A 25,336-nucleotide genomic window follows, 5' to 3' on the forward strand; every position below is an offset into this window, starting at 1 on the left:
AGGTCCCCGCCGATCATTGCGAAGAACCCGCATGCGCCTTCTGCTAGATGCCGCGCCAGAGAGACATCAGGAGAGAGCCCATGCGCGTCGGCGTCCCCACCGAGATCAAGAATAACGAATACCGCGTCGGCCTCACTCCGGGTGCCGTCGCCGAGCTCACCGGCGCCGGTCATTCCGTGGTGGTGCAGAGCGGCGCGGGCCTCGGCGTCGACTTCACCGATGCCGCCTACGAGGCTGCGGGCGCGACGATCCTTCCCGATGCCGCCGCCGTGTTCGCGGGCGCCGACATGATCGTGAAGGTCAAGGAGCCGCAGCCCGGCGAAGTCGCGATGCTGCGCGAGGATCACCTGCTCTTCACCTATCTCCACCTCGCCGCCGACAAGCCGCAGGCCGAGGGGCTGATGGCATCGGGCGCGACTTGCATCGCCTACGAGACGGTGACCGCGCCCGACGGCTCGCTGCCGCTCCTGAAGCCTATGTCAGAAGTCGCCGGGCGGATGAGCGTGCAGTGCGGTGCGCACTATCTCGAAAAGCACCAGGGCGGACGCGGCGTGCTGCTCGGGGGGGTGCCGGGGGTTGAGCCGGGCAAGGTGGTGATCCTCGGCGGCGGGGTGGCGGGCGTGAACGCGGCGCAGATGGCCGTGGGCCTGCGCGCCGACGTGACGATCTTCGACATCTCGCACCGCCGCCTGACCGAGCTCGACATGGTGTTCGGCAACACCATCCGCACCGCCTTCTCCTCCTCGGCCGCGATTGCCGAGGCGGTGGCCGGGGCCGACCTCGTGATCGGCGCGGTGCTCGTCCCGGGCGCGGCTGCGCCCAGGCTGGTGACGCGCGCGATGATCGCTTCGATGCGCCCGGGCGCAGTGGTGGTCGACATCGCCATCGACCAGGGCGGCTGCTTCGAGACGAGCCATGCCACCACCCACGAAGACCCGGTCTTCCTCGTCGACGGGGTGATCCACTACTGCGTCGCCAACATGCCCGGCGCCGTGGCGCGGACCTCGACCATGGCGCTCGGCAATGCAACGCTGCCCTATGTGATGAAGCTTGCCAATCTGGGTGCGGAAGAGGCGATGGCCGCCGATCCGCACCTTGCCGCAGGGCTCAACGTCGCGGGCGGCCGGATCACCCACCGCGCGGTCGCCGAGGCGCTCGACCTGCCCTTCGGCTGAACGGGCGACGCGGCTCGACGAACGGGGCTTCATCCGGATTCCGTTGCCCGCTAGGCCCCTGTCAGGCGCCGCAACGGGCGCGACAAGGGACCCGAGATGATGCACAAGCTTTCGACCAGCCTCGCCGTGGCGCTCGCCGCGGTGACGCTCCCCGCACTGCCCGCAGCGGCGCAGACCGCAACCGCCGGCACCGCCACGCAGAGCGAGGACGCGCGCCTCACCGCCTTTCTCGATGCCGCGTTCGAGGAATATCTCGCGCGCCAGCCTCAGCTTGCCACCCGGCTCGGGCTCAAGCAGGGCGGCGACCGCTGGAACGACACCAGCGAGGAGGCCACCCGCGCCGAGGTCGAGTGGCGCAAGGCCAGCGTCGCGAAGATGCGCGCCGCCTTCGACCGCGCGAAACTCTCGCCCGAGGCGCAGGTCAATTTCGACATCTGGGCGCTGGAGGCCGAACGGGCCGAGGTCGATTTCGCCAACCGGATCTATCGCCCGCCGTTCTATTCGCGCCTTTACTCGGCGCACAGCCAGCTGCCCGATTTCCTCGTCAACACCCACACCGTGGCGGACGCGACGGATCTCAGGAACTACATCGCCCGTCTGCGCGGGATGCCCGCGCTGCTCGACCGCGCGATCGAGCGCACCAGGGCGAGCCAGGAGGCCGGGATCAAGCCGCCGCGCTTCCAGATCGAGACGGTGATGACGGGCAGCCGCAAGCTCATCTCGGGTGCGCCCTATGGCGAAGGTCCGGACGCGGCGCTGTGGGCCGACGTCAAGGCCAAGACCGCCGCGCTGGTTGCCGCCGGCAAGCTCCCCCAGGCCGAGGCCGACACGCTGCTCGGCGAGGCGCGCGCGGCGATCCTCGCACTTGCGCCCGCCTACGAACGCGTGATCGCCTGGGCCGAGGCCAGCCTGCCCGACGCGCCGAGCGGCAAGGTCGGCGCGCTCACCCTGCCGGGCGGCGATGCCTACTACGCCGCGCAGCTGAAGCTCGTCACCACCACCGACATGACCGCGCAGGAGATCCACGCCATCGGCCGCGCCGAAGTGGCCCGGATCGAGGCGGAGCAGGACGCGCTGGCGCGTCAGGCGGGCCTTGCCGACCGCCATGCCTTCTATGCCGAGCGCGCGCGGCTCTACCCGCCGCGCCCGTTCGACGATGCCGCGCGCAAGGAGTATCTCGACGAGTCCAACGCCTTCGTCGCCCGCACCCGCTCGATGCTGGGTCCGTGGTTCGGCACGCTGCCAGCATACGGGATCGAGGTCGTGCGCGAGCCCGCCTTCTCCGAAGTCGCCGGTGGCGCGGCCCATGCCTCTGCCCCGAGCCCTGACGGCGCGCGCCCGGCGCGTACCTATGTCCACCTCGTCGGCACCGTTCCCGACCCGGCGGCGAAGTACACGCTGATGTGTCACGAGGCGGTCCCCGGCCACAACATGCAGGGCGATATCCAGGTGCGCCAGCAGGGCGGGCCGAAGTTCCGCTCGGTCACCGGCTATGTCGCCTTCGGCGAGGGCTGGGCGCTCTATGCCGAGGCGCTGTGCAAGGAGATGGGCGCCTTCCCCGACATCGCGGCGGACTTCATGCGCCTCGATGCCGAACTCTTCCGCGCCGCCCGTCTGGTGGTCGACACCGGCATCCACGCGCTGGGCTGGACCGAGGACGAGGCGGTCACCTACATGAACACCACCGGGCGCCAGCCGATCGAGCGGTCGCGTTCGGAGGTGCGGCGCTACATCACGCTCCCCGGCCAGGCGACGGGTTACAAGATCGGGATGTTGAAGATCATGGAACTGCGTGCACGCGCCGAAAGGACGCTGGGCGCGAAGTTCGACATCAAGGGCTTCCACGACCTGCTGATCGCCAGCGGCTCGCAGCCCCTCTCGATCCTCGAGCGCCGCGTTGACGAATGGATCGCGGCCCGGGCGAAGGGGTGACGCCAGAACCGACAAGGCCCGCCCCCCGGCAGAGGAGCGGGCCTTGTTGGCGCACCCGACAGGATTCGAACCTGTGACCTCTGCCTTCGGAGGCACAAAAATGGCGGCACTTTCTGCACCGCAATAGAACGATGTGCACCAACAATATAATGATATAAAAAGAGAAAATAGGTTTTCGATATTGCAACTCGTTCGTATTTGTTGCACCGCGTTTGGTCACTTTGCACTTACATTTCACTTACGGATCGGCTAGAGTCCGAACGCTACCCCCGTCCCGCAGGTCTCGACGATGAACAACAAGATCGCTCAGCAGGCGCTACCAAAGGCAAAGCCTTATGAGCTGCGCGATGCCAAGCTGAATGGCCTTCTGCTTCGGGTACAGCCATCGGGCGTCAAGACATGGTACCTGGAGTTCGAACGCGGCAAGCGCATCCGGCTCGGTCGGCTGAGCAGTATGGGTCACAGCGAAGCTGTTGAGGCCGCCAAGAATGCACTGGGCCCATACTGGGCGGGGACGGACCCGCGTATCGAGCGCCAGAAACGAAAGCAGGTGTCGACCTTCGGCGACTTCATCGACGAGCATTATGCGGATTGGGCTGCTGCGCATCAGAAAACGGCTTCCGCTACGATCAAGCGCCTGAAGGTCTCCTTCAGTAAGTTTCTGAACATGCCAATGGCGACGATTTCGCCGCTCGATATGGAGCGCTGGCGCGCCCAGCGAATGAAGGACGGCGTGAAGACCAATACGGTCAATCGCGACATCACCGCCATCAAGGCAGCCCTCAACCGCGCGGTCGAGTGGGAGCTCATCGCGGTCAACCCGATCGCCAAGGTGAAAAAGGCGCGAGAGGACAAGGAAGTCCGAGTCCGGTATCTCGATGAGGCAGAAGAGCATCGCTTGCGCTCTCAGCTCAAGAAGCGCGAGCAGGAGGCAAGAGAGGCACGGGAGCGGACCAACCAGTGGCGTCGGGATCGCAAGATGGAGCCACTGCCAAGCCTCCATGCCTTTCCCTTCACCGATCACCTGATGCCGATGGTGCTTCTTTCGATCAACACCGGCATGCGCCGTGGCGAGCTGTTCGATCTTAAATGGTCCCATGTGAACTTCGACCGGCGGATCGTGACGGTGTCGGCGCAGACGGCAAAGTCGCGAAAGACGCGGCACATTCCGCTCAATGCCGAGGCCTTCGAGACTCTCAAGGCGTGGCGATCGCAATGCGATCTGGGCAATAGTCGCGTATTCGAGAGCGACGATGGAGCGCGCTTCGACAACGTCAACTCGTCATGGAAGAAGCTGCTCGAAGACGCGAAGATCGCCGACTTTCGTTGGCACGATATGCGCCACCATTTCGCCTCACGCCTCGCGATGGGGGCCGTTGATCTCAACACCATCCGAGAGCTGCTGGGTCACAGCGATTATGGGATGACGTTGCGCTATGCCCACCTTGCGCCTGAGCATCGGCGCGAAGCGGTAGAGGTTCTCGACAAGCCGAGACCGCACCTCAAGATTGTGGCGACGAAGTAGTTTGCTTCAATGCGATCTCCGCTGCGATCTGAGCCCAAGGTCGCCAGGTTACGGACGCACTCACGAACAGTTTTCCAGCTCAAGCGCCAGGTTGCGGGCTAGCCGCGCCTCAGGGGAGCAATCTTGCGGCCTATGCCATCAGCGGGCTGGAAACTTGTAACGAATGAGGCCCCCGCTTGAGAAAATGAAGCGTACCACCTCAATGAGAAATCCCACAGGCCGGAGTTGCGAAGGCGAGAGGATGATCAACTCCGTGCCTGTCGTTGAACCGCAAAGTGTCCGGTAAGCGATCCGATGCGGTCGCACGAGCCTTGCTCATTTCAAATGTATTGACCTGCGCTTGATACAGAAAACCAAAAATTGTAATGGACAATCGACCATACAGCGAGGTGATTTATGAACGTGCAGCGGGGAAAACTTGTCTCGGGAGGAAGGCTGCAATTGCCGGTCGAGATCCGGCGTGCGCTCTCTCTATCCGATGGCGACACCGTGCTGCTCGAAGTGGTCGATGGCGAAATCCACGTGCGGCCCTATCGCGATGCTGTGACCCGGGTTCAGGCGAAGTTGCGCAAGTATGTGGAGCCAGGTCGCAGCTTGTCTGACGAATTGATAGCTGAGCGCCGGGCTGCCGCAGAAAATGAGTGATAAGCGCTATATGCTCGATGCCTCGGCTGTGCTCGCGATGATGCTCGGTGAGAACGGCGGCGATCAGGTTCGAGAGCGACTTGCTGCCAGCCACATAAGCGCCGTCAACCTTTCTGAGGTTGTTGCCAAACTACAAGAAGGCGGTGTGCCCGATGAGGTCATAACGTCCAGTCTTGCAGAGCTGAATTTCGATGTGCTCGCGTTCGATCAGAGTCAGGCAGTACATGCCGGACTGCTGCGTGCTGCGACGCGAAGTGTTGGATTGTCCTTGGGGGATCGAGCCTGCCTTAGCGCAGCCGAGTCGTGCAATGCAGTTGCAGTGACTACCGATCGGGCATGGGGCAAACTCGACGTTGATATCGCCGTCGAAGTTCTTCGCTAAGTTCCGCTTCCGACTCAAGACCTTCCGGCCACTCCCGCCCCAAACTAAGCCGGTGCCGATCATCAGCGAAAACGTCTGTTTTCGCCGAAAGCCGCCGTGCAGGTTCTGGGATCAAGCTCCAACCCTGCTTGTGATCGCAACTGAGTGTAAGCCTGCCGTGGGATCCGAATGATTGCCACTCCCGCCCGTGCCTGTCAGACAGGCGCCACGATGACCTACTTGATCTTCATCGGTGCAGCGCTGGCCGAGATCGCGGGCTGCTTCGCGTTCTGGGCTTGGCTGCGCCTTGATCGCAGCCCGATCTGGCTGATCCCTGGCGCTCTGTCACTGTGCCTTTTCGCGGTCCTTCTTACGTTCGTCGAGGCTGAGCATGCTGGTCGCACCTACGCGGCTTACGGTGGGATTTATATTCTGTCCGCGCTGGTTTGGCTTTGGATGGCTGAGGGGATCAAACCTGATCGTTGGGATACCATTGGAGTGGCCATCTGCTTGTTAGGGGCTTCGATCATTCTGTGGGGGCCGCGCCCAGTTTAAACGTGGAAAGACCGATCGCCTCTTACAGGTTGAGCTGATCACCCTTCTCATGCTCTGTGCCATCCTCATCATGGACGTCCATGTGGGCATCCTGAAGGATCTCGACACCGCCATACAGCGCTATTCCGGCGACAGCGATACCGACCACAAGATCGGGCCAATTTGCGCCGGATACCGTCACGATGATGGCGGCGACGATGATGCCGCCGTTGGAGATGAAATCGTTGAAGCTGAAGGTGGTCGCCGCGCGAAGATTGACGTCCTTCTCGTTCATTTCATTGAGTAGCTTCAAGCAGATCAGGTTCACGACAGCCGCCACCGCTGCCATTGCCATCATCATGATGCCAGTTGGCTCCGATCCTTCAACAAAGCGCCGAATGGCATCGGCGATGACGCCGCCTGCGAAAATGAGCAGCATAATACCGGAAAAGCGTGCCGCGCCGCGCTTCCAAGTTCGCGAACGGGACAGGGCCAGCAGGCTCAGCGCATAGACCGCCGCGTCCGATGAGTTATCCAGCCCGTTAGCGAGCAGAGCATTTGAATCGCCCGCGATGCCGGTAATGAAGAAGCCTACAGCGATGGCGACGTTAAGCCACAGCACGATCCACAAGGTGCGCCGCTTTTCGGCTGTGTCGAGATTAAGGTCGCCTTCGCCGCTCATCTCATTATATCGTTTGTCCACCAATTTTCCTGCCTATACCAGACGGCATGGCCGCAAGTACGATCGTCAAGTGCTGAAGCTTTCCACATTGCGTTGGCACCCAAAATCACCTGGTTAAGCTCGCCAAGACCTACCTGTTCATCCTGGGTAGCGTCACGGCGCAGGCCGTCGCGCCAGTTCTACTTCCGGCTTCGCCTCGCGTCAGAAACGCCCAGCACAAGTCTGGCAACCGCCGGAAGAACGAAAAGGGGAAGAATGGTTGCGGGGATGAAGCCGCCTATGACCACAGTTGCCAGCGCCCGTGGCACTTCGGCCCCTTTCCCGGTCGCGACCGCCATCGGCACGAAGCCAAGCAATGCCACCAGCGCAGTCATGAGCGCCGGACGGATAGGATGGCGACTTCGATAGCCTCGGAAGTAGATACCAGAACGTCGCGGCGGAATGCGCGGCTAGGCGCTCCAAGCCTTGTGTGTCGCTTCGCATCCAAATCATGCGGAGCACTGAAATCAGAGGCACCGATGATCAGGTAATTGATCAAGCTTGCTAATTTCCGCGCGGGGCCAAGGTTTCGATGATCTTGCATTCGGCCACCGTCCCGTGACGGCAGGATCCGATGATCCGATCAAGCTCCCCACGAAGCGCGGTCAGATCGGTAACCTTGCGGTCGATTTCGGCAAGGTGGACGCGCGCAATCCCATCAACCGCATCGCAGGATTGGGCCTTGTCGTCCGACAGCGTGAGCAGCTCGCGGACCGCTTCGAGCGTAAAACCGAGATCGCGGGCGCGACGGATGAACGACAGGCGCGCAAGATGATCATTCCCATAGGCGCGGTAATTGGCACTTGTCCGTGAGGGCGGCGGCAGCAGCCCGATCTTTTCATAATAGCGCACCGTCTCGACCTTCGTCGCAGTGGCGCTCGCAAGTTCGCCAATCTTCATTGCCACACCTCCGCTCTTGACCCTGTAGTTGCTACAGAGTGTAGATAGACTGCCGACTCGCAGATTGTCGAGAAGGCAGGACGATGGCTGATGATTGCTGCAAGGCCGCGTGCGGAACGGCGGCCACGTTGAATGACCCGCGCTGGCGAAGGGCTTTGTGGATCGCGCTCGGCGTGAACGCCGGCATGTTCGCGGTGGAAATGGGAGCAGGGGCCGCTGCTGACAGCCGCGCGTTACAGGCTGATGCACTCGATTTTCTAAGCGATGCCGCCAACTACGCGATCAGCCTGCTTGTCGCCGGAATGGCGTTGACATGGCGCGCGCGGGCGGCGCTGGCCAAGGGGATCACCCTCATCGGACTGGGCGGTTGGGTCACGATCACCGCGGTTCTGGCGGCGCTTGAGGGCGCTGCACCCGAACCTGAACTGATGGGAGTCATCGGACTGCTCGGGCTCGCAGCCAATGCTGGCGTCGCCATCATGCTCTACAGCTTTCGTACTGGCGATGCGAACATGCGCTCGGTGTGGATTTGCTCGCGCAACGACGCCATCGGCAACGTTGCCGTGATGCTTGCTGCCATCGGTGTATTCGGAACTGGCAGTGTATGGCCTGACCTGATCGTCGCCTCCGCAATGGCGTGGTTGGCGTTAACTGGGGGCATGCAGATTCTTCGACAGGCGATGAGCGAATTGAAGTCTGCGCCTGCTTGGCAGGAACAGGCCTGATGGAATTTCTTCAAATAGTACCTTTCGTTGCGATGGTCGCGATAATCACTGCGACAATCGTTCGCGGTGTCGCCATCCGGCGACGTACTGGCGACCACGCATTCGCCTTTCTGTCGGCGAAAGGGGCTCAGCGAGCTTCGGGACTTGCATTCGCGGTCAGTGGTGCGGCCCTGATTATTGCAAGTGGCATCGGCGCACGAGCTGGGCCCCGCGACTTGTCATGGTTGGCGGCTATACTTGCCACTTTAGGTGGTGGCGCCGTGATCGTGGCGCAAATCCAGATGGGCCGCGCATGGCGTATCGGCGTTCGTCAGGGAGATGCACCGGAGTTCGTGTCCCACGGGCTCTTCCGATACAGTAGGAACCCGATCTTCCTTGCGATGATGCTCGTCGGGTTCTCGGCCGCGATGGTGTCTGCATTTTGGTGGGCCTGGGTGTCATGGGCGACGTTTGTCGTCGCCTGCATCGCCCAAGTCAGGATCGAGGAAGCCCATCTTTCAGCAAGTTTTGGTGCCCAATACCACGAGTTCAAAGCGCGTGTACCGCGTTGGCTTGGTAAGGGAGGAGCGGAATGAAGTTCGCTGCAATGAGGCTCATTGAGCAGGAGATGACAGCTTATCGCTTGGCGCGCAGCCGTGGCGAGTACGATATGGCATGGTGCCACCTCGAGCGGGCGCACATCCTGTCCCAGCCCTACCTAAGGCAGCATCTGGCCAATCACCGCGCAATGCTGGCCTTTGCCTTCCGGCAACGCGATTGGAGCGAAGCACTTGGCCAGATCTTCCGACTCATTCTGGCGCCGATCGGCGCGCTGACGGGAAAGTTGCCGATCGGAAATACCGGGCGGTCGACTGTGAGCGCCTTTCAGCCAATGCCAATTCCGCCTGATCTTCTGGAGCTCTTGCAAGACGGGATGGGCGAATGACCTTAAGCGTTCAAGATTGCTGTTTCCGGTCGGAACGAGTAGGTCATTAGCGTGCGGGCTATGTTCCTCCTGTTATGGCTGACTATCGGCCTTGCCTTTGGCGGCGTTGAATCGCCGGCTGCAGCGCATGGTACGAGCGGATACGACAGCGTCATGATGCTGGATGCTCATGCTGATCATGCAGACAGAGACGGGCACGGGAACGGTTCCAGCGATGACGGCGGCCCATGTCATGGGCTGGTTCATCATCATTGCAGCATCGGACTTGCCAGCGAAGGGGCAAGTGATTTCGGTCTGCCACTGGGCGGCAATACCTCGCATTCAGCCTTGAGCGCCGCCGTTCTCAGCTCGTTCGCTCAAGCGCCTCCCCTTCAACCACCGTCAGCCTGAACCCAGTCGCCCAGTGCACTCGGGCCATTGCGCCCGTGTGCCGTTTGCACCTGTGTTCAGGAGTTTTTCGATGCGAATGTCCTTGCGCGCCGCCCTTATGGCTGCGGCGCTGGCTACCGCCCATCCGGCGTTGGCTGAACCTATTACGCTTGGCAGCGCGCTCGAGCGCGCGCTTGCCAACTCCCCTAGAATAGCTGCGGCTCAAGCGCGTGTCGCTGCCGCAGAGGGCCGAGCACGGCAGGCGGGGGTGGCGCCCAATCCGGAGGTCAGTCTTGAGGTCGAGGACTTTGCCGGCAACGGCCCTTTTCGGTCCTTCGATAGTGCGCAGACAACGCTGGCGCTGAGCCAACGGCTTGAAGTTGGCGGTCAGCGCAGTGCGCGGCGGGCGGTTGCAGCGGGCGAGCGCGATGTTGCCGCTCTGTCATTGCTCCGCGAGCGGGTAGATTTGCGCCGTGAGGTAGAAGTGGCGTTCGCCGAGCTGTCTGCGGCGACCGACCGGGCGACGCTCGCGCGCGACAATGCAGTGCAGGCAGCCTCGCTGGCTAACACAGCCCGGATACTGGTTGAAGCGGGTCGCGATCCACCGCTCAGGCAATTGCGAGCCGAGGCCGCTCTTGCGGACGCTCGGGCGGCCGAACTGGAAGCCTTCAGTGCGATGCTGGCGGCGCGGCGCATCCTCGCGACGCTGATTGCGTCGGACGATGCGGAGTTGACTCCTTCGCAGGGCACCGAGACAGGTGCGGCCGCCGAGCCGATGGGCCGCAACGAGCCTGGCTTTGCGAGTATCGACGAACGGCTCGCCGATGCCGAGCAGCGTGTAGCGGCGGCACGAATTGCACTGGCCCAGTCTGCGGCTACCCCCGATGTTACCGTGAGCGGAGGGCTACGCCGGTTCAGTGATGGTCGCGATACGGCCTTTGTCGTTGGCGTGTCGATCCCCATTCCGATCCGCGATCGCAATCGCGGCGGCATTGAAGCTGCCCGTGCCGATGCGACCGCTGCGGAGTTTGAACTGGAGCGAGTGCGCGCCGATGCGCGTAGGGATCGGGCACAGGCCCGCATGCTCGTGGAAGCGGCTGACGCCCGGCTTGAGGCCCTTGAAGGACCGGGTCTTGCCCAGGCCGAGGAAGCGCTTCGGCTCGCGCAGATTGGCTACAGCGCGGGGCGCTTTTCACTGCTCGAACTGCTCGATGCTCAGACAGCGCTCACTTCGGCCCGGCGGGCCATAATCGACGCTCGCCTGGATCGTGCGCGCGCACTTGCCGCGCTCAACCGCGCCTTTGCGCGCGAGGAGATTTAACCATGGCCTACAAACTCGATCAAAGGACAATGCCACTTCTCGCAGGCGCTGCGGTGATTGCGCTGGCTGGTGGCGGCGCTGGGTATCTCTTGAGGGGTGATACCGCACAGACTGGGAATGCCACGCACGCTGAAGAGGAAGAAAGCGGTGGAGACGCCGATGAAGCGACTGTTTCAGCCGGAGCCTCGGAGGGAACAATTGCGGTCAGTGATGCGCAGATACAAGCAGCGGGGATTGCTGTTGCCGTAGTACAGGAGGGCCTTGCCGGCGGCGAGGTGACGGCAGCGGGCGTTCTGGTTCCGCCCACCCAATCGGTTGGGCATGTCACGGCACGGACCTCCGGTGTTGTGGTGCGCATCCTGCGTCAGCTTGGCGACCGGGTTGGTGTCGGGGATCCTCTTGCAGTGATCGACAGCCGTGAAGTGGCTGAAGCACAAGGTGCCGCAGCGCGCGCACGCCGCGCGGCCGAAGCCGCGCGCACTGTACTTGTCCGGGAGGAAAGTCTGTTCCGCCAGCGTGTGACTGCCCGGCAGGACTATGAAGCCGCGCAGGCGGCCTATGACGCTGCGCGCATCGAAGCGCAGCAGGCCGATCAGGCATTGCGAGCATTGGGCGCCGGCAGTGGCGGCGGGACGACGCGCCTCATGACGCTGCGCTCGCCGGTTGCAGGCGAGGTAACGTCGGTAACGGTGACCCCGGGCGAATATGTTCCGCCGGAGCGCGAGCTGTTTCAGGTCGCCGATCCACGGACGGTATGGGCAGAGCTGATGATCCCAGCGCGCGACATCCAGCGGGTTGTGATCGGTCAGACCATCACGCTTTCCGTCCAGGGGAGCGATCATCCCCATACCGGTCGCATACGGTTCCTGTCGCCTGCCGTCGATCCGGCGACCGGCGCGGCCAAGGCGATCGCGACTATCGACAACACCGACGGTGACTTGCGCGTCGGACAGAATGTCAGCGCGAGGGTTGCTACTCCGGGCGTTGACGGCGCGCGCGTACCAGTCGTGCCGCGCAGCGCGATCCAGGAGACCGAGGGGCGCAGTGTCGTGTTCGTGCGGACCCAGCGCGGGTTTGTCATGCGTCCGGTGACGATCGGGTTAGGTAGCGATGCAGCGGTTCCGGTCCTTTCCGGCCTGCGCGTCGGCGAGCGCGTGGCAACCGTCAACGCCTTCGTCCTCAAAGCGGAACTCGGCAAGGCCGAGGCCGAACATGATCACTGAGAGGACGGACGATGCTTGAGAAAATTCTGGCCTTCGCCGTCGAGCGAAGAGTGCTGGTGGTCATGCTGACCGTCTTCGCAGCAATCTACGGGGCGACCCAGCTGGCAAATTTGCCGGTCGATGCCGTGCCCGACATCACCAACCGGCAGGTGCAGATCAATGCCGTCGCGCCCTCGCTGGGACCGACGGAGATGGAACGACAGGTCAGCTATCCGATCGAGACCGCAATGGCGGGCATGCCCGGCCTGGTCGAGACGCGGTCGATTTCCCGCAACGGCTTTGCACAGGTCACAGTGATCTTCACTGACGATACCGATCTCTACTTCGCCCGCCAGCAGGTGGGTGAGCGCTTGACGCAGGCAGCGGGGACACTTCCGCCCGGGGTTGACCCACAAATCGGACCTGTGTCGACCGGCCTTGGCGAAGTACTGATGTGGACGGTCGACTTTGAGCATCCCGACGGGCGCGGGGCTCCGCGCGCGCGGGCCGGGCAGCCGGGCTGGCAAACTGACGGCAGCTATCTGACACCTGAGGGACAGCGGTTGACGACGCCGGAGGAGCGCCTGACTTACCTGCGCACCGTACAGGACTGGATCATTCGCCCGCAGATGCGCCAGGTTGCCAATGTGGCGGGTGTCGACGCGATCGGCGGCTTCGTAAAGCAATATGAAGTCGCACCCGATACGGTGCGATTGGCCGCCGCCGGTCTGTCGATGGCCGATCTGGTCGAGGCCCTCGAACGCGGCAATGTGTCGAGCGGTGCGGGCGTGGTCGAGCGCAGCGGTGAAGGGCTGGTGGTGCGGGCAGATGCCCGGGTGTCACGCGGGTCGGAAATTGCCAATATCGTGATTACCCAACGGGGCGGGGCGCCGGTGCGGGTTATCGATGTGGCGACCATTTCATCGGGCCGCGAAGTTCGCACAGGTGCAGCCAGTGTCAATGGTCATGGCGCTGTGGTCGGCACCGCCCTGATGCTTGCAGGTGGCAACAGCCGCACGGTGGCAGCCGAATCCGCCAAGAAGCTCGAAGAGATCGGCGCAGCCCTCCCGACCGGCATTGTCGTGACGCCGGTGCTTGATCGTTCGGTGCTGGTGGATGCGACGATCAGCACGGTGGCCAAGAACCTGACCGAAGGTGCGCTCCTCGTCATTGTCGTCCTGTTTCTGCTGCTCGGTAATTTCCGGGCTGCCATCATCACCGCGCTAGTGATCCCGCTGTCGATGCTGCTGGCGGCGATTGGGATGGTCAAAGGGGGTGTTTCAGGCAATCTGATGAGCCTCGGCGCGCTCGATTTCGGGCTGATCGTCGATGGCGCGGTGATCATCGTCGAAAACTGCCTGCGCCGTCTGGCTGAGCGCCATCATCACGAAGGCAGGTTGCTCAGCTTGCAGGAGCGGCTGCACGAAGTGATGGTTGCAGCGCGCGAGATGATCCGTCCGTCGGTGTTCGGTCAGGCCATCATTATTCTGGTTTATCTGCCGCTGCTCGCGTTCGACGGGGTGGAAGGCAAGATGTTTGCGCCGATGGCGATCACCGTGATGCTGGCGCTCGCCGCAGCGTTCATCCTGTCGCTGACCTTCGTACCAGCTATGGTGGCGCTGCTCGTGACCGGCAAGGTCGAGGAGAAGGAGCCGCGTGTGCTGGCGGCAACGCGGAGCCGCTATGAGCCTTTGCTCGACAAAGCGCTCGCCCGGCCATGGGTGGCCATCGGCTCGGGAACGGCGATTTTCCTTGTCGCGCTCTTGGCCTTCACCAGCCTTGGGAGGGAGTTCATTCCGCAGCTCGACGAGAAGAATTTCGCGCTTCATGCGATGCGGATCCCGTCCACGAGTGTCGAGCAATCGGCCTCAATGCAGTTGCAGGTCGAGGGGGTGATTGCTGGCTTTCCGGAGGTCGCGACGGTCTTCTCGAAGACAGGCACAGCGGAAGTTGCGACTGACCCGATGCCCGGCAATGTGTCCGACACCTTCGTGATCTTGCGCCCACGTGAGGAGTGGGCCGATCCGTCAGAAACGAAGGCTGCTCTGATTGCCCGAGTGGAAGCCCGCCTGAACACGTTGCTCGGCAACAATTACGAGTTCAGCCAACCAATCCAGATGCGGTTCAACGAGCTGATTTCGGGCGTGCGATCAGATGTGGCGGTCAAAGTCTATGGCGATGATTTCGAGACATTGCATGCTACGGCGCAGCGGGTTGCAGCCGCGCTGCGTGCAGTCGATGGTGCTTCGGATGTCAAAGTCGAGCAGACCGAAGGACTGCCGGCGCTGGTGATCGATTTCGACCGGGCGGCGATTGCTGCCTATGGTCTGTCGGTCGGCGATGTGACCGACGTGGTACAGATCGCGCTCGGCGGCCGCGAAGCCGGGCTCGTCTTTGAAGGCGATCGGCGGTTTGATGTCGTGGTGCGCCTGCCCGAAGGGCAGCGACGTGATCTCGACGCATTGGCCGCGCTGCCGGTTGCGCTGCCGACTGCGGAGGGAACGACGCGCTCGGTACAACTCGGTCAACTCGTCCGGTTCAAAGTCGAAAATGGCCCCAATCAGGTGAGTCGCGAAAACGGCAAGCGGCGGGTTGTGGTTCAGGCCAATGTGCGCGGGCGAGACCTCGGATCCTTTGTCGCCGATGCGCAGCAGGCGGTCGCGCGCGATGTCCAGATTCCCGCCGGCCTCTGGATCGACTGGGGCGGACAGTTCGAGAATCTCGAGCGCGCGCAAAGCCGTCTCAGCATCGTGGTACCCCTCGTCTTCGCGGCTATCTTTGCGTTGCTGTACGCAGCGCTGGGATCGGCGAGCCGGGCGGCGATGGTCTTCTCGGCCGTGCCGCTGGCGCTGAGCGGCGGGGTGCTATTGCTGTGGCTGCGTGGCATGCCCTTTTCGGTCTCCGCAGCGGTTGGCTTCATTGCGCTGTCTGGCGTGGCGGTGCTCAACGGGCTGGTTATGGTGTCGAGCATCCTGGCGCTGCGTCACAACGGCAAGGGCGTGCTGGAGTCGGTGCGCGAAGGCGCGCTGATGCGCCTGCGGCCCGTGCTGATGACGGCATTGGTGGCCAGTCTCGGCTTCGTACCGATGGCTCTGGCAAGCGGCACAGGGGCGGAAGTGCAGCGACCGATCGCGACGGTGGTAATCGGCGGATTGATTTCGGCGACCCTGTTGACCTTGGTCGTCTTGCCCGCGCTCGCCCGGCTTGTGCTCGACCGGGAAGCAAGACGCTTTCCTGACGATGAGCCGCAGGCATTATCCCCCGCAATCGCATGAGATGAGGATCAGATGCATTGGAAGATAGGACTAGCGAGAAAGGCGATGAACCACAGCGATAAGCGATTTGCGTCGCAATCTTGCGAACGGTGTTTGATCACGCAGGATGCAGGCTGATGGGGGCGAGCCATGATCATGGCGCCGGCAGGCGAGATGCGAGTGCGCAGGAGCATTGCCTAGCTGATTGTAACTAAGTCTTTGATCAACCCGAACCCAGCAGTATGGTCCATCCAGTGACACAGCGCCTCTTTCTCTACCTCGCGGCATTTCTGGTCGCGCTGCTGCCCGTCGAGGCAACGTATGCAGCGAACGGTTGTACCCCCATGGCAGAGATGAGCGCAGACGCAGGCGGCTGCGATGATTGCATGGATGATGAGCGTCAGCAGTGTCAGAGTTACTGTCTCGCCTTTTGCCAGACGCTGCCAGCAGCGCGATTTTCGTCACTAGAAGCCCGCGATCTTTCGTCGCTCACCTTTCTCCTGCTTATCGCCAATTCTCCGCCCTCGCCAAACGCAGGGCCGGAACCGCCTCCTCCCCGAATTCGCCGCTGATCCAGTCAATTCAACATCAACGGAGATACCATCATGAAAAAGTACATTATCGCTGCAGCCGTGCTGCTCGGATCCAGCTCTGCAGCATTTGCCGCTGCGCCGGATCAGGTTGCATCCCTCGCCATGTCCTGCTGCGACCTCGTGCTCGCTTGCTGCGATGCGGCCATGAGCTGCTGTCCGTAAGGGAATAACCAGAGCAAAAAGGGCGGGCGTCCGGTTACTAACCGGGCGCCCGCTTTCTTGTGTATGGTGGGGGCATTATCCCCATCGATAATGAGCAACGACCCATTATTTTTAGGCAGGTCAAAGCCTAAGGGGCGATGTTCTCAATTCTTATGCGGGCGACCTTTAGCCAATGGCTCTGGATAACATCCAGATTGCCATTGCCATCATCATTAGATTTTCAGTCAACGAGACGAAGCCTAGCGGGACATTGCTGTCGCCACCGACGCAAGCGCATTTGAGTTCGCGCTTGTCGATGTAGACTGCCTTGAAGACCGAAATTGCACCGATCGTCCCAATGAATAGCGCCACGGGTATCGAGAGCCAATGCAGCTGGCCTGAAACCATCAGGACACCGGCCAAGCCTTCAGCGAAGGGATAGAGGGTCGCATAAGGGACCCAGCGCTTCGCCAACAGGTCGTAATTGAGGAACATGGTCGCGAACTTGTCGACATTCTGAAGTTTGAGCATCGCAAGCACGCACATGCTAAACGCGATAAACCACTCGGCAACGCGAATGCTGAAGGCTGTGCCATCAACCGCGATGCCAGCGGCCATCGCCATGGCTGCTGTCATGGCGAAGAGCGCAATTACCGGGCGATAGCTGGTCGCGCCGGGAACAGGGACCTTGATCCCGAAGTAGCGCCGCAGGTCGTCATGCCCTCCGATCCGCTTGCCATCGATGAAGGTCTGTGGGGTGGTTGCAACGCCGTATTCAGCCTTGAACGCGTCAGTCTGTTCGCGCGTGGTGAGGTGCCGATCATCGACGGAGTAACCTCGCGTTTTGAGCAGATGCTTTGACTTCAGGCCGTAAGGGCAAGTGTGGTTTTGCATGACCATGCGGTGAAGCACGGCGGTTTTTGTAGGCTTGGGCATTAGTGATTTCCTTTGAATCGCAAACTTGCGGCTTATATAGGTTCCGTACCATGGTACGGGATCAAGCATTATATGAAGATCGGTGAATTTGCCCGTGCAGGCGGGGTCAACGTCGAGACGATCCGTTATTATCAGCGGCGCGGATTGGTGGCCCAGCCTGAGCGCCACGAGGGTCCGCGCCGCTACACGCGCGGCGATCTGGCACGCTTGCAATCGATCCGCTCGGCGCAGACCGCCGGGTTCACACTTGAAGAGATCGCCACGCTGCTCTCCCTCGATTCTGGCGACCGAGCGGCGGCGCAGGACCTTGCACGCGTTCGGATCGCGGCGCTTGATGAGAAAATTGCCACTTTGCAAACCATGCGCGGTGCGCTCGTCCGGCTCGCCGAGGACTGCGCTGCGGGGAAATCTGGGCCCTGTCCGATCATCGATGCCTTCAGTTTTGAGCTGCAACGATAATTGGGCATCGGAAAGTGAGGGGTTTTGTCCGCGCCTGCGTATACAACTCTAAAGGAGCTGCATGATGGATCTCGACGAGAATCTCGCACGCCTGGCCAGACTTCCTGTCCCGGATATGTCCGGGATTGATGGTGAACGCCTCGCGCAGCGCGCACAGGCAGACGTCAGGCAGACACGGGCATTGCTCGGACTAGGCCTCGTTGCGTCGCTCGGACTGGGCGTTTTCAGCGGTCTTCAGGCACCTGCACAAGCCGAAGTGCCTATTGCCGCCTTCGGTCCCCCGGCATCGCTGACCCCTCTCATCGCCCTGGGTCAGCAATGAACCAGCGTCGCATCGTTTTGGCGGCGGGGCTGATCATTGCGCTTGCGCTGGTAGGGGTATGGCTCGGAAGAATGCTTCAACCCGCACCGCACCATGGTGGGGCTGAACTCCACGCCCTGATTCATGATGAGCTTGACCTCGACCCGGCGCAGGAAAAAGAACTGACTGCATTGGAGCGCCAGTTCGCTGCGCGGCGCGAAGCGCTCGAAGAACGGCTCAGGAGCAGCAACGCGCTGCTCGGCGAAGCCATTGCTGCCGAGCACGAATACGGTCCCCGCGTGTCGGCCGCGATCGACGAGACGCATGACGCGATGGGGGATCTCCAAAAAGCAACACTCGAACACGTTTTCGCGATGCGCGCCATTCTGCGCCCCGATCAGCAATCACGGTTCGATGCGGTGGTCAGCAAGAGCCTCGCTGCTCAGCCGCAGTGACCGCTGACGATCCGGATGCGGCGCTCGTCCGCAGATCTCTGGCTGGCCATGCCGATGCGCAGCGGGAGCTTGTGGAGCGCTACCGCGAGACAGTGTACCGGCTTGCGCGCTCAGCGACGGGTGATCCGGATGAAGCCTTGGACATTACGCAGGAGGCTTTCATAGCCGCATTCGGCGCGCTGAACCGCTTCGACCCCGGACGATCGTTCAAGGCCTGGATCAGCGCCATCACGCTCAACAAATGCCGGGACTGGGCCCGTCGGCGCGCCGTCAGGCGCTTCATAGGCCTGCCCATGTCCGAACAGGCTGCGCAATGGATTGCCGATGATGCACCCTCGGCACAAACGCTTGCCGCAGACCGCGCCGAGCTCGCCGCGACCGCCCGCGCGATCGCCAAGCTTCCAGCACGTCTCAAAGATGTCCTGATCCTTTGCACAGTCGAAGGGCTAAGCCAGCAGGAGACCGCAACGACACTGGGCATCAGCGTAAAGGCGGTCGAGACACGTCTTGGGAGGGCGCGGAAAAAACTTCAGGAAACTTTGAGGGGTGAAGGCCTTGCGCGCGTATAAATCGCATGACCAGTCCTCATCTCACAAGACGTCACCTGATCGCTGCGTTTGGCGCGGCCTCAGCCTTCGCCGCTACGCCAGCTTGGGCGCAAGGGCACAGCATGCACCGGGGCGGCAGCCATGGCCGCGACGGCCCGCGCATTCCTGCGGGCTTTGGTGAGCTCAGCGGCGAGGTCATCGATCTTGCCGTCGGCAGCGGGCATCGCATTGTTGAAGGGCGACGCGGCCCGGGCATCGCCGTCAATGGCAGTGTCCCCGGCCCGTTGATCCGGCTGCGCGAAGGGCAGAATGTCCGCCTGAATGTCACCAACAATTTGAGCGAGGATACATCGATCCACTGGCACGGGCTATTGCTCCCGTTCCAGATGGACGGGGTCCCGGGCATCAGCTTTCCGGGCATCAAGCCGGGCCAGACCTTCACCTACGAATTCCCGGTCCGCCAGGCAGGTACCTATTGGTATCACAGCCACTCGGGCTTGCAGGAGCAGTCGGGGCATTATGGCCCTTTGATTATTGACCCGGCAGGCGCCGAACCGGTGGAGTATGATCGCGATTACATTTTGCTGCTAAGCGACTTCACTGTGCTCGACCCACATTTCATCATGCAGCGGTTGCGCACCGGCGAAGGCTATTTCAACCGCCAGCAAAACACCTGGACCGATGACTACCCGATGACCGGCGAAGAACGCCGGATGTGGGCACAGATGCGGATGATGCCGACCGATATCATGGATATTGGCGGGAAGACGTACACGTTTCTTGCCAACGGACGTGGGCCGGCGGAGGGCATGGAATATCTGTTCAAGCCGGGAGAACGCATCCGGCTGCGTATCATCAATGGATCGGCGCAGAGCTTTTTCAACGTTCGCATCCCCGGCCTGCCGATGACGATCATCGCAGCAGATGGGCAGAACGTGCGCCCGGTTGAGGTTGACGAATTCCAGATCGGCACTGCCGAAATCTATGACGTAATCGTCGAGCCAGGAAATGCCGAAGCCTATGCCATCGTCGGTGAGTCGATGGACCGTTCGGGCATGGCGCTGGCCATGTTGGCGAGTCGGCCCGGTGCGCGGGCGACCGTTCCTGCGCTGCGCGATCCGCCGCTGCTAACCATGGGCGACATGGGAATGGATCACGGGTCCGGCAGCATGGATCATGGAGCAATGACGTCCGGTCCTTCCGCAGAAGGTGCAACCGGTGGTGCAACAGGCGCGATGGATCACGCAGCCATGGGACATGGCGACGTGGCCGCCTCTGCCGATAGTGGCATGGCAGGCATGGCGATGAGTGGCATGAGCATGGACGGCATGAAGATGCGCGATACCGCGCTGCTCCCGCCCGACGTCGCGATCGGCCCAGGCATCGACATGGTGTCGATGGCCCCCATCGACAAAATGGGCGATCCCGGCCTTGGACTGCGCGATGTGCCGCACCGGGTGCTCAATTATCGCATGCTCAAGGCGCTCGAGCCCAACCGCGACACCCGCGAGCCATCGCGGCTGCTCGAACTGCACCTTACTGGCAATATGGAACGTTATATGTGGTCGTTCGACGGGCGGATGTATTCTGCCGTCAGCGATGTGCCGATCCGTTTTGCATGGAACGAGCGGGTGCGGGTGAAGCTGGTCAACAACACCATGATGGCGCACCCCATCCATCTGCACGGCATGTTCTTCGAGCTGGTAAACGGGGAAAGCGCTGCGCTTCAGCCGCGCAAGAACGTCGTGATCGTCCAGCCCGGCGCCAGCGCGCAATTTGATCTCACGGCCAATGAACCCGGCGACTGGGCGTTTCACTGCCACCTGATGTATCACATGCATGGCGGGATGATGCAGACTGTGACCGTGGTCGGTCCGGGCGGCGGTGCATGAGCGTGCGGTCTGTCCTGTCAGCGGCCCTGCTCGGGAGCGCGTTGATCTCCGTTCCGGCCTTCGCTCAGCATCAAGGGCATGCAATGCCCGCGCCAGCGCCCACACCTGCGCCAGCGCCCGGCGACCGCCATGCCGGCCACGGCATGCCCGCGGCGCCGACAGCGCTTGATCCGGCCGATCCGCACGCGGGGCACGCCATGCCAGAGCAGCCTGCTACCGCTGAGCCAATCGACCCTCACGCAGGCCATGACATGACGGGTGGGGCGGCCGGGCCTGCCGATTCGATGATTGGCATGGACCACAGCACCATGGATCATGGCGCGGTCGACGTTGCCGCGCCTGCTTCTCCGGGACCTGCCATGGAAACCCCGCCGCCACCTGAGGCCGGAAGCGGTCCACCGCGCGCCGCCGATGCCATCTGGGGCGCCGACGCGATGCGGGCTTCGCGCGAGGAATTGCAACGCACCCATGGCGATTTCCCGGTCTTCTGGTTTCAGGGCGATCGTTTCGAGACGCAGGTGCGCGACGGTCGTGAGGGCTATCTTTGGGATCTTCAGGGCTATTATGGTGGCCCGACGAGCCGGCTCTGGTTCAAGAGCGAAGGTGAAGGCACGTTCGGCGAACCGATTGAACAAGCCGAGGTCCAGGCGCTCTACGCGCGGGCCATTGCGCCCTTCTGGGATCTGCAGGCGGGCGTGCGCCAAGACCTCCGCGGACCCGATACCACGCATGCGGTGATCGGCGTGCAAGGGCTTTCGCCCTATATGTTCGAGGTCGACGCCGCATTGTTCCTGTCACAGCGTGGCGATCTCACAGCGCGGATCGAGGGCGAGGTCGACCAGCGCATCACTCAACGTCTGATCCTGCAACCGCGCGCCGAGGTGAACCTGTCGGCGCAGGAAATTCCGCAGCTCGGCACCGGGTCAGGCATCGATTCGGTCGAGGTCGGCGTGCGGCTGCGCTACGAGTTTATTCGCGAATTTGCCCCGTATATCGGCATCGAGCAAAGTTGGCGCCTCGGCGGCAGCGCCGATTACGCCCGCGCACGCGGCGAGGATCCCAGCGTCACGAACTATCTCGTTGGCATCCGTTTCTGGTTCTGAAATAAAGGAGTACCCCATGAAATTCGCATCTCTCCTCGCCGCAATCGCAATGGTCGCCGCTCCGCTTGCAGTTCCGTCCGCTTCGCTTGCTCACACCAAAGTCGTCGCATCGACACCGGCTGAGGGAACGACTGTTGGCAGCGCCCGCGTGGTCACACTGACCTTCAGTGAAGCTCTGCTCCCGCCGACGGCGGCAGCAAGCATCGTCATGACCGCGATGCCGGGCATGGCAAACCACGGCGAAATGGCCATCCGCAATTTCACCACCTCTTGGTCCAACGGCAACAAAACGATGACACTCACCCTGAAAAAGCCGCTGGCCAAAGGAACCTATGAGGTGCGCTGGCAGGCTGCGGGGGCGGACGGCCATCGTATGACAGGTAAAGTCAGCTTTATCGTCGGCTGATAATGAGATGGGTGAGCCAACCGAACAGGTTCTGCGGTTTGCTCATTATGCTTTGCTGCTCGGCCTGTTGGGTTGGACGGCATTTCGGTTGGTTGGGTTGCGTGGCGAGCGCTGGGTGCCTCACGACGAGGGCGGTCACACGCTGATCATCGCAGCGCTTGCGGCACCGGTGGTTTCAATCGCCCTGATGCTGGCCTCGATCGCTGCTATGATGGGTGTGCCAATTACAGCGCTCGATTGGCCGATGGCCGAAGCAATGATTGTTGGCACTGACCTTGGCAAAGCGTTCCTCTTGCGCGAATCTTTGCTCACCTTCGGCTTGTGTGCGTTGTTCATTCGACACCGGACTAGCGTAGGTTTCCCCGTCGCTGCTGCCTGCTTCGCCGGTGCGCTGCTCACGCTAAGCTGGAGCGGCCATGTGGCTGCGACTGACGGCGGATTGGGCTTGTTCCACCGTCTGAATAACGGCGTACACTTGCTTGCGGCGAGCTTGTGGGTAGGTGCCATCTGCTGGTTCCTTTTACTGACAATCAAAGCTCACCGGCAGCCCGCTCTTATCCCTACCGATCAGCTGCTTCGCGTCATGCATGGCTTCGCACCGCTGGGTGTCGGGCTTGTCGCAGCTGTATCTATGACGGGTCTGATAAATGCGCAGCTGATCTTTGGCTTGGAGAACACCATAGCCGTTTCCGACACCCCCTATGGCTTGTTGTTAGTCGCAAAAGTGACGTTAGTTGGCGGAATGCTGGCGTTTGGCGCGCACAATGCCCAGATCGGACGGCGGCATTTTCTGGTTCATGAACGCGACAGTGTGGAGCACTCAGTTGCACTGACGCTCCTGCGTAAAAGCTTGGCAGGCGAGTTGATGTTGGCTGCTGGGGTGATTGGACTGGTTGCTGTGCTGGGCATGCTGTCTCCAATGACGATGTAGACAGTACGTGGATTGACCACCGAGGGGGAACACAGATGCTGCGTTAGCGCTGCTTGCGGAAGATGTCGTCATCTTTGAATCTGGCGGCGTCGAAAGAGGTCGCGCCGAATATGCCAGCCACCATCTGGAGGCGGACGCTGCCTTTACCGCCGCTGTAACTCGGAAGCTGGTAAGCCGGACTGATCGAATGCAAGGCGATATGGCGTGGGTTATGAGCGTTGAAACGGTCTCAGGAACGTACCGCACGCGTGTGATCAACAGCCGGTTGATCGAGACGGTAATTCTCAGGCGGATGAAAGGGCAATGGCGTATCATGCACATCCATTGGTCATCTGCGACAATCAATGGCTAGAGCACGTGAATTGATGTCAGTAAGCAGAACAAAATTCCGAACTTGACAGAGACAATTTTACATAATGTATGTTGTCTGTTGTTTTTGAGCGGGCATAGATGCCGCCCAGAAGAAAATTGAAGCTGCCATCGAAATCACTAGAGAGAAGAACCTCCGCGCTCCACGATTTTCGGCGCTCCGCCGATCTATCGAAGGAGAGTGGCGTTTCAGAGCAGCGCGAGTTGCCTTCGAATGCGCCCCTATTACCGTCATCATTGTCGGAAGTGCATAACACGCCCTGTGGTCCGCTCGGTATGAGGGCTTGGGCGATTGGTGCGAAGTAGGCGGCGGAGCCGGGAACAACTGCGGGCGCCGGCGCAGGAAGACCTGTTGGTATGCCAACAGTCGCAAAACTGGATAGCGCATTCAGAGCTGGAGCAAACGTGCTGCGATTCTGAATGCCAAGGAAGTAATCCTGACGGGAGTCGACTTGTGTGTCTTGGTAAATTCCCGTCGCAGATAGAGAGAGATCCCCCAACCTCTGCTCCAAACGGGCCTGTAACTGTAACTCATCAGCAAAATAAAAAGGCGTATATGCTGTATTGACCACGCGGACATCACTGGGTTCGTTAAACCCGCTGAACGCGTCTGGCCCGTACAGGCTTCCGAGACCCAAGGCAGACGGAATGCCCTGAAGGGCGAAAAATTCTTGTGAGCTAAGCGTAGCGCCGACCGTTGAGTTGGCGTTAGTGATATCAAAATCACGCCGATTGTTCAGGCAGCCAAGAACACCAAGAGGATCACGCTGACAAGTTTGCTTTTGGTTGCGCAGTCGATTATCTTTTTCACGGAAGTAATAGCCCATCAAGTCTATTGTAGTGTCGACAGTTGGTTCGAACCTTAAAGAGCCTCGGAAGGCATACATATCACGGTCATCAATGTCCGTTCCGTCGAAGAGATTCGTGGTATACCCGTCCCGATTGAGATAGAAGCCGGCCAATCGGACACCGATCGTGTCGGTGATTGGAGCGTTAACCATCCCTTCGACCCTGATGCTGTTGTAGTTGCCATATTCCAACTCACCGGACGCTCCGAAGGCCCCCAGGTCGGGTTTCGCTGTAACGAAATTCACCACCCCGGATGTCGCATTACGTCCGAACAGCGTTCCTTGCGGCCCGCGCAGAACTTCCACTCTTTCTAAATCGAAATATTCTGTTTCAAATAACCGTGTTCCAAAGAGCGGGGAACCGTTCACATGAATAGCTGTTGCCGCATCACATGTGACGCCTACGCATAGATCACCAATTCCGCGTATTGTAAAAGATGCGGCGGTGAAATTGCCCTTTGAGAAGGACACGTTTGGCAGTGTTAGTTGTAGATCCGACGCATTTTCAATTTGCTGGCTTCCGAGCGCTTCGGCGTCAAAAGCGGAAACAGCAATGGGTACCTCTTGAAGGCTTTGCGACTGCCGTTGCGCTGTGACGATGATTACAGAGCTATCCGCATCAGGGCCGCTTTCAGTATTCTCCTGCGCATTAGCCGCGTGCGGGCAAGCCACAACAACTGCGGCACTCGCCAGTATCATCGCCCTAGTTTTCATTTTGTATCCTCTCCATTCGTCGGCTGAGACGTTCTACGCCGCAGCGGCTTG

Annotated in this window: 25 protein-coding genes and 2 pseudogenes; 22 read left to right on the plus strand and 5 right to left on the minus strand. The window is 61.3% G+C overall.

What is annotated here, in order from left to right; all coding sequences use genetic code 11:
* The first annotated feature begins 80 nt into the window (after window positions 1-80).
* The 6 genes from ald (at window position 81) to CBR61_RS02515 (ending at window position 6,193) form a co-directional block, all read left to right on the plus strand.
* Window positions 81-1,175, plus strand: a complete 1,095-nt coding sequence (gene ald, locus CBR61_RS02490) for an alanine dehydrogenase (protein WP_088912950.1) — start codon at window positions 81-83, stop codon at window positions 1,173-1,175.
* Window positions 1,176-1,271: 96 nt separating this feature from the next.
* Window positions 1,272-3,107: a DUF885 domain-containing protein gene (locus tag CBR61_RS02495; protein WP_088912951.1), complete on the plus strand. Its 1,836-nt coding sequence runs from the start codon at window positions 1,272-1,274 to the stop codon at window positions 3,105-3,107.
* A 289-nt stretch (window positions 3,108-3,396) separates the two neighbouring features.
* Window positions 3,397-4,632, plus strand: coding sequence for a tyrosine-type recombinase/integrase (locus tag CBR61_RS02500; protein WP_088912952.1), 1,236 nt, complete (start codon window positions 3,397-3,399; stop codon window positions 4,630-4,632).
* A gap of 396 nt (window positions 4,633-5,028) precedes the next feature.
* Entirely contained in the window at window positions 5,029-5,277 is a 249-nt protein-coding gene (locus CBR61_RS02505; protein WP_086741164.1) for an AbrB/MazE/SpoVT family DNA-binding domain-containing protein, read from the plus strand.
* Window positions 5,270-5,659, plus strand: coding sequence for a type II toxin-antitoxin system VapC family toxin (locus CBR61_RS02510; RefSeq protein WP_086741166.1), 390 nt, complete (start codon window positions 5,270-5,272; stop codon window positions 5,657-5,659). The genes CBR61_RS02505 and CBR61_RS02510 overlap by 8 nt, the downstream gene beginning before the upstream one ends.
* A 210-nt stretch (window positions 5,660-5,869) precedes the next feature.
* Entirely contained in the window at window positions 5,870-6,193 is a 324-nt protein-coding gene (locus CBR61_RS02515; RefSeq protein WP_088912953.1) for a YnfA family protein, read from the plus strand.
* 22 nt (window positions 6,194-6,215) lie between these two features.
* On the opposite strand, the gene CBR61_RS02520 is transcribed toward CBR61_RS02515, so the two are convergent.
* The 3 genes and pseudogenes from CBR61_RS02520 to CBR61_RS02530 form a co-directional block, all read right to left on the minus strand.
* Window positions 6,216-6,854, minus strand: coding sequence for a cation transporter (locus tag CBR61_RS02520; protein WP_088912954.1), 639 nt, complete (start codon window positions 6,852-6,854; stop codon window positions 6,216-6,218).
* Between the two features lie 179 nt (window positions 6,855-7,033).
* A pseudogene (locus CBR61_RS02525) lies at window positions 7,034-7,243 on the minus strand (efflux RND transporter permease subunit); the annotation flags it as partial.
* 154 nt (window positions 7,244-7,397) lie between these two features.
* On the minus strand, window positions 7,398-7,793 hold the full coding sequence (locus CBR61_RS02530) for a MerR family transcriptional regulator (RefSeq protein WP_086741021.1): 396 nt from the start codon (window positions 7,791-7,793) through the stop codon (window positions 7,398-7,400).
* Window positions 7,794-7,876: 83 nt separating this feature from the next.
* On the opposite strand from CBR61_RS02530, the gene CBR61_RS02535 reads away from it, so the two are divergent.
* From CBR61_RS02535 to CBR61_RS02565, 7 genes are all read left to right on the plus strand, one after another.
* Window positions 7,877-8,518, plus strand: coding sequence for a cation transporter (locus tag CBR61_RS02535; protein ID WP_088912955.1), 642 nt, complete (start codon window positions 7,877-7,879; stop codon window positions 8,516-8,518).
* A complete protein-coding gene (locus CBR61_RS02540) occupies window positions 8,518-9,093 on the plus strand; it encodes a methyltransferase family protein (RefSeq protein ID WP_086741017.1) in 576 nt (191 codons plus the stop codon). The genes CBR61_RS02535 and CBR61_RS02540 overlap by 1 nt, the downstream gene beginning before the upstream one ends.
* Entirely contained in the window at window positions 9,090-9,443 is a 354-nt protein-coding gene (locus CBR61_RS02545; RefSeq protein ID WP_086741015.1) for a DUF3703 domain-containing protein, read from the plus strand. The genes CBR61_RS02540 and CBR61_RS02545 overlap by 4 nt, the downstream gene beginning before the upstream one ends.
* Before the next feature lie 163 nt (window positions 9,444-9,606).
* A complete protein-coding gene (locus tag CBR61_RS16695; RefSeq protein ID WP_156076277.1) occupies window positions 9,607-9,774 on the plus strand; it encodes a hypothetical protein in 168 nt (55 codons plus the stop codon).
* 156 nt (window positions 9,775-9,930) lie between these two features.
* Window positions 9,931-11,133, plus strand: a complete 1,203-nt coding sequence (locus CBR61_RS02555; protein WP_162291054.1) for a TolC family protein — start codon at window positions 9,931-9,933, stop codon at window positions 11,131-11,133.
* 2 nt (window positions 11,134-11,135) lie between these two features.
* Complete coding sequence (locus tag CBR61_RS02560; protein WP_088912958.1) at window positions 11,136-12,356, plus strand: efflux RND transporter periplasmic adaptor subunit; 1,221 nt, start codon at window positions 11,136-11,138, stop codon at window positions 12,354-12,356.
* 11 nt (window positions 12,357-12,367) lie between these two features.
* Window positions 12,368-15,610: an efflux RND transporter permease subunit gene (locus CBR61_RS02565; protein WP_088912959.1), complete on the plus strand. Its 3,243-nt coding sequence runs from the start codon at window positions 12,368-12,370 to the stop codon at window positions 15,608-15,610.
* A gap of 899 nt (window positions 15,611-16,509) precedes the next feature.
* On the opposite strand, the gene CBR61_RS02570 is transcribed toward CBR61_RS02565, so the two are convergent.
* Entirely contained in the window at window positions 16,510-17,259 is a 750-nt protein-coding gene (locus tag CBR61_RS02570; RefSeq protein ID WP_162291046.1) for a MauE/DoxX family redox-associated membrane protein, read from the minus strand.
* A gap of 72 nt (window positions 17,260-17,331) precedes the next feature.
* Between CBR61_RS02570 and CBR61_RS02575 the strand changes: the two genes are divergently transcribed.
* From CBR61_RS02575 to CBR61_RS17275, 9 genes and pseudogenes are all read left to right on the plus strand, one after another.
* Window positions 17,332-17,718: a MerR family transcriptional regulator gene (locus tag CBR61_RS02575; RefSeq protein ID WP_088912960.1), complete on the plus strand. Its 387-nt coding sequence runs from the start codon at window positions 17,332-17,334 to the stop codon at window positions 17,716-17,718.
* A 61-nt stretch (window positions 17,719-17,779) separates the two neighbouring features.
* Window positions 17,780-18,040, plus strand: a complete 261-nt coding sequence (locus CBR61_RS16700; protein WP_086740551.1) for a hypothetical protein — start codon at window positions 17,780-17,782, stop codon at window positions 18,038-18,040.
* Entirely contained in the window at window positions 18,037-18,474 is a 438-nt protein-coding gene (locus CBR61_RS02580) for a periplasmic heavy metal sensor (protein ID WP_088912961.1), read from the plus strand. Before CBR61_RS16700 ends, CBR61_RS02580 begins: the two co-directional genes overlap by 4 nt.
* Window positions 18,471-19,043, plus strand: coding sequence for an RNA polymerase sigma factor (locus tag CBR61_RS02585; RefSeq protein ID WP_088912962.1), 573 nt, complete (start codon window positions 18,471-18,473; stop codon window positions 19,041-19,043). The genes CBR61_RS02580 and CBR61_RS02585 overlap by 4 nt, the downstream gene beginning before the upstream one ends.
* A gap of 5 nt (window positions 19,044-19,048) precedes the next feature.
* Complete coding sequence (locus tag CBR61_RS02590) at window positions 19,049-20,914, plus strand: copper resistance system multicopper oxidase (RefSeq protein WP_088912963.1); 1,866 nt, start codon at window positions 19,049-19,051, stop codon at window positions 20,912-20,914.
* Between the two features lie 293 nt (window positions 20,915-21,207).
* Window positions 21,208-22,017, plus strand: a complete 810-nt coding sequence (locus CBR61_RS02595) for a copper resistance protein B (protein WP_324616826.1) — start codon at window positions 21,208-21,210, stop codon at window positions 22,015-22,017.
* Window positions 22,018-22,033: 16 nt separating this feature from the next.
* Window positions 22,034-22,423, plus strand: coding sequence for a copper resistance protein CopC (locus CBR61_RS02600; RefSeq protein ID WP_086740562.1), 390 nt, complete (start codon window positions 22,034-22,036; stop codon window positions 22,421-22,423).
* Between the two features lie 7 nt (window positions 22,424-22,430).
* Window positions 22,431-23,354, plus strand: a complete 924-nt coding sequence (locus tag CBR61_RS02605; protein WP_088912964.1) for a CopD family protein — start codon at window positions 22,431-22,433, stop codon at window positions 23,352-23,354.
* Between the two features lie 34 nt (window positions 23,355-23,388).
* Window positions 23,389-23,706, plus strand: a pseudogene (locus CBR61_RS17275) (YybH family protein); the annotation flags it as partial.
* Between the two features lie 16 nt (window positions 23,707-23,722).
* Here the strand turns inward: CBR61_RS17275 and CBR61_RS02615 are convergent.
* Window positions 23,723-25,285 carry a TonB-dependent receptor gene (locus CBR61_RS02615; protein WP_233996816.1) on the minus strand — a complete coding sequence of 521 codons (1,563 nt, stop codon included), beginning with the start codon at window positions 25,283-25,285 and terminating at the stop codon, window positions 23,723-23,725.
* Window positions 25,286-25,336 lie beyond the last annotated feature (51 nt).

The sequence above is a fragment of the Porphyrobacter sp. CACIAM 03H1 genome (genome assembly GCF_002215495.1).
Classification (GTDB): domain Bacteria; phylum Pseudomonadota; class Alphaproteobacteria; order Sphingomonadales; family Sphingomonadaceae; genus Erythrobacter.

Excerpts from the sequence above, each read along its gene's own strand:
- ald (WP_088912950.1), top strand. The coding sequence starts at position 81 with ATGCGCGTCGGCGTCCCCACCGAGATCAAGAATAACGAATACCGCGTC.
- CBR61_RS02495 (WP_088912951.1), top strand. The coding sequence starts at position 1,272 with ATGATGCACAAGCTTTCGACCAGCCTCGCCGTGGCGCTCGCCGCGGTG.
- CBR61_RS02500 (WP_088912952.1), top strand. The coding sequence starts at position 3,397 with ATGAACAACAAGATCGCTCAGCAGGCGCTACCAAAGGCAAAGCCTTAT.
- CBR61_RS02505 (WP_086741164.1), top strand. The coding sequence starts at position 5,029 with ATGAACGTGCAGCGGGGAAAACTTGTCTCGGGAGGAAGGCTGCAATTG.
- CBR61_RS02510 (WP_086741166.1), top strand. The coding sequence starts at position 5,270 with ATGAGTGATAAGCGCTATATGCTCGATGCCTCGGCTGTGCTCGCGATG.
- CBR61_RS02515 (WP_088912953.1), top strand. The coding sequence starts at position 5,870 with ATGACCTACTTGATCTTCATCGGTGCAGCGCTGGCCGAGATCGCGGGC.
- CBR61_RS02520 (WP_088912954.1), bottom strand. The coding sequence starts at position 6,854 with ATGAGCGGCGAAGGCGACCTTAATCTCGACACAGCCGAAAAGCGGCGC.
- CBR61_RS02530 (WP_086741021.1), bottom strand. The coding sequence starts at position 7,793 with ATGAAGATTGGCGAACTTGCGAGCGCCACTGCGACGAAGGTCGAGACG.
- CBR61_RS02535 (WP_088912955.1), top strand. The coding sequence starts at position 7,877 with ATGGCTGATGATTGCTGCAAGGCCGCGTGCGGAACGGCGGCCACGTTG.
- CBR61_RS02540 (WP_086741017.1), top strand. The coding sequence starts at position 8,518 with ATGGAATTTCTTCAAATAGTACCTTTCGTTGCGATGGTCGCGATAATC.
- CBR61_RS02545 (WP_086741015.1), top strand. The coding sequence starts at position 9,090 with ATGAAGTTCGCTGCAATGAGGCTCATTGAGCAGGAGATGACAGCTTAT.
- CBR61_RS16695 (WP_156076277.1), top strand. The coding sequence starts at position 9,607 with ATGCTCATGCTGATCATGCAGACAGAGACGGGCACGGGAACGGTTCCA.
- CBR61_RS02555 (WP_162291054.1), top strand. The coding sequence starts at position 9,931 with ATGGCTGCGGCGCTGGCTACCGCCCATCCGGCGTTGGCTGAACCTATT.
- CBR61_RS02560 (WP_088912958.1), top strand. The coding sequence starts at position 11,136 with ATGGCCTACAAACTCGATCAAAGGACAATGCCACTTCTCGCAGGCGCT.
- CBR61_RS02565 (WP_088912959.1), top strand. The coding sequence starts at position 12,368 with ATGCTTGAGAAAATTCTGGCCTTCGCCGTCGAGCGAAGAGTGCTGGTG.
- CBR61_RS02570 (WP_162291046.1), bottom strand. The coding sequence starts at position 17,259 with ATGCCCAAGCCTACAAAAACCGCCGTGCTTCACCGCATGGTCATGCAA.
- CBR61_RS02575 (WP_088912960.1), top strand. The coding sequence starts at position 17,332 with ATGAAGATCGGTGAATTTGCCCGTGCAGGCGGGGTCAACGTCGAGACG.
- CBR61_RS16700 (WP_086740551.1), top strand. The coding sequence starts at position 17,780 with ATGATGGATCTCGACGAGAATCTCGCACGCCTGGCCAGACTTCCTGTC.
- CBR61_RS02580 (WP_088912961.1), top strand. The coding sequence starts at position 18,037 with ATGAACCAGCGTCGCATCGTTTTGGCGGCGGGGCTGATCATTGCGCTT.
- CBR61_RS02590 (WP_088912963.1), top strand. The coding sequence starts at position 19,049 with ATGACCAGTCCTCATCTCACAAGACGTCACCTGATCGCTGCGTTTGGC.
- CBR61_RS02595 (WP_324616826.1), top strand. The coding sequence starts at position 21,208 with ATGGACCACAGCACCATGGATCATGGCGCGGTCGACGTTGCCGCGCCT.
- CBR61_RS02600 (WP_086740562.1), top strand. The coding sequence starts at position 22,034 with ATGAAATTCGCATCTCTCCTCGCCGCAATCGCAATGGTCGCCGCTCCG.
- CBR61_RS02605 (WP_088912964.1), top strand. The coding sequence starts at position 22,431 with ATGGGTGAGCCAACCGAACAGGTTCTGCGGTTTGCTCATTATGCTTTG.
- CBR61_RS02615 (WP_233996816.1), bottom strand. The coding sequence starts at position 25,285 with ATGAAAACTAGGGCGATGATACTGGCGAGTGCCGCAGTTGTTGTGGCT.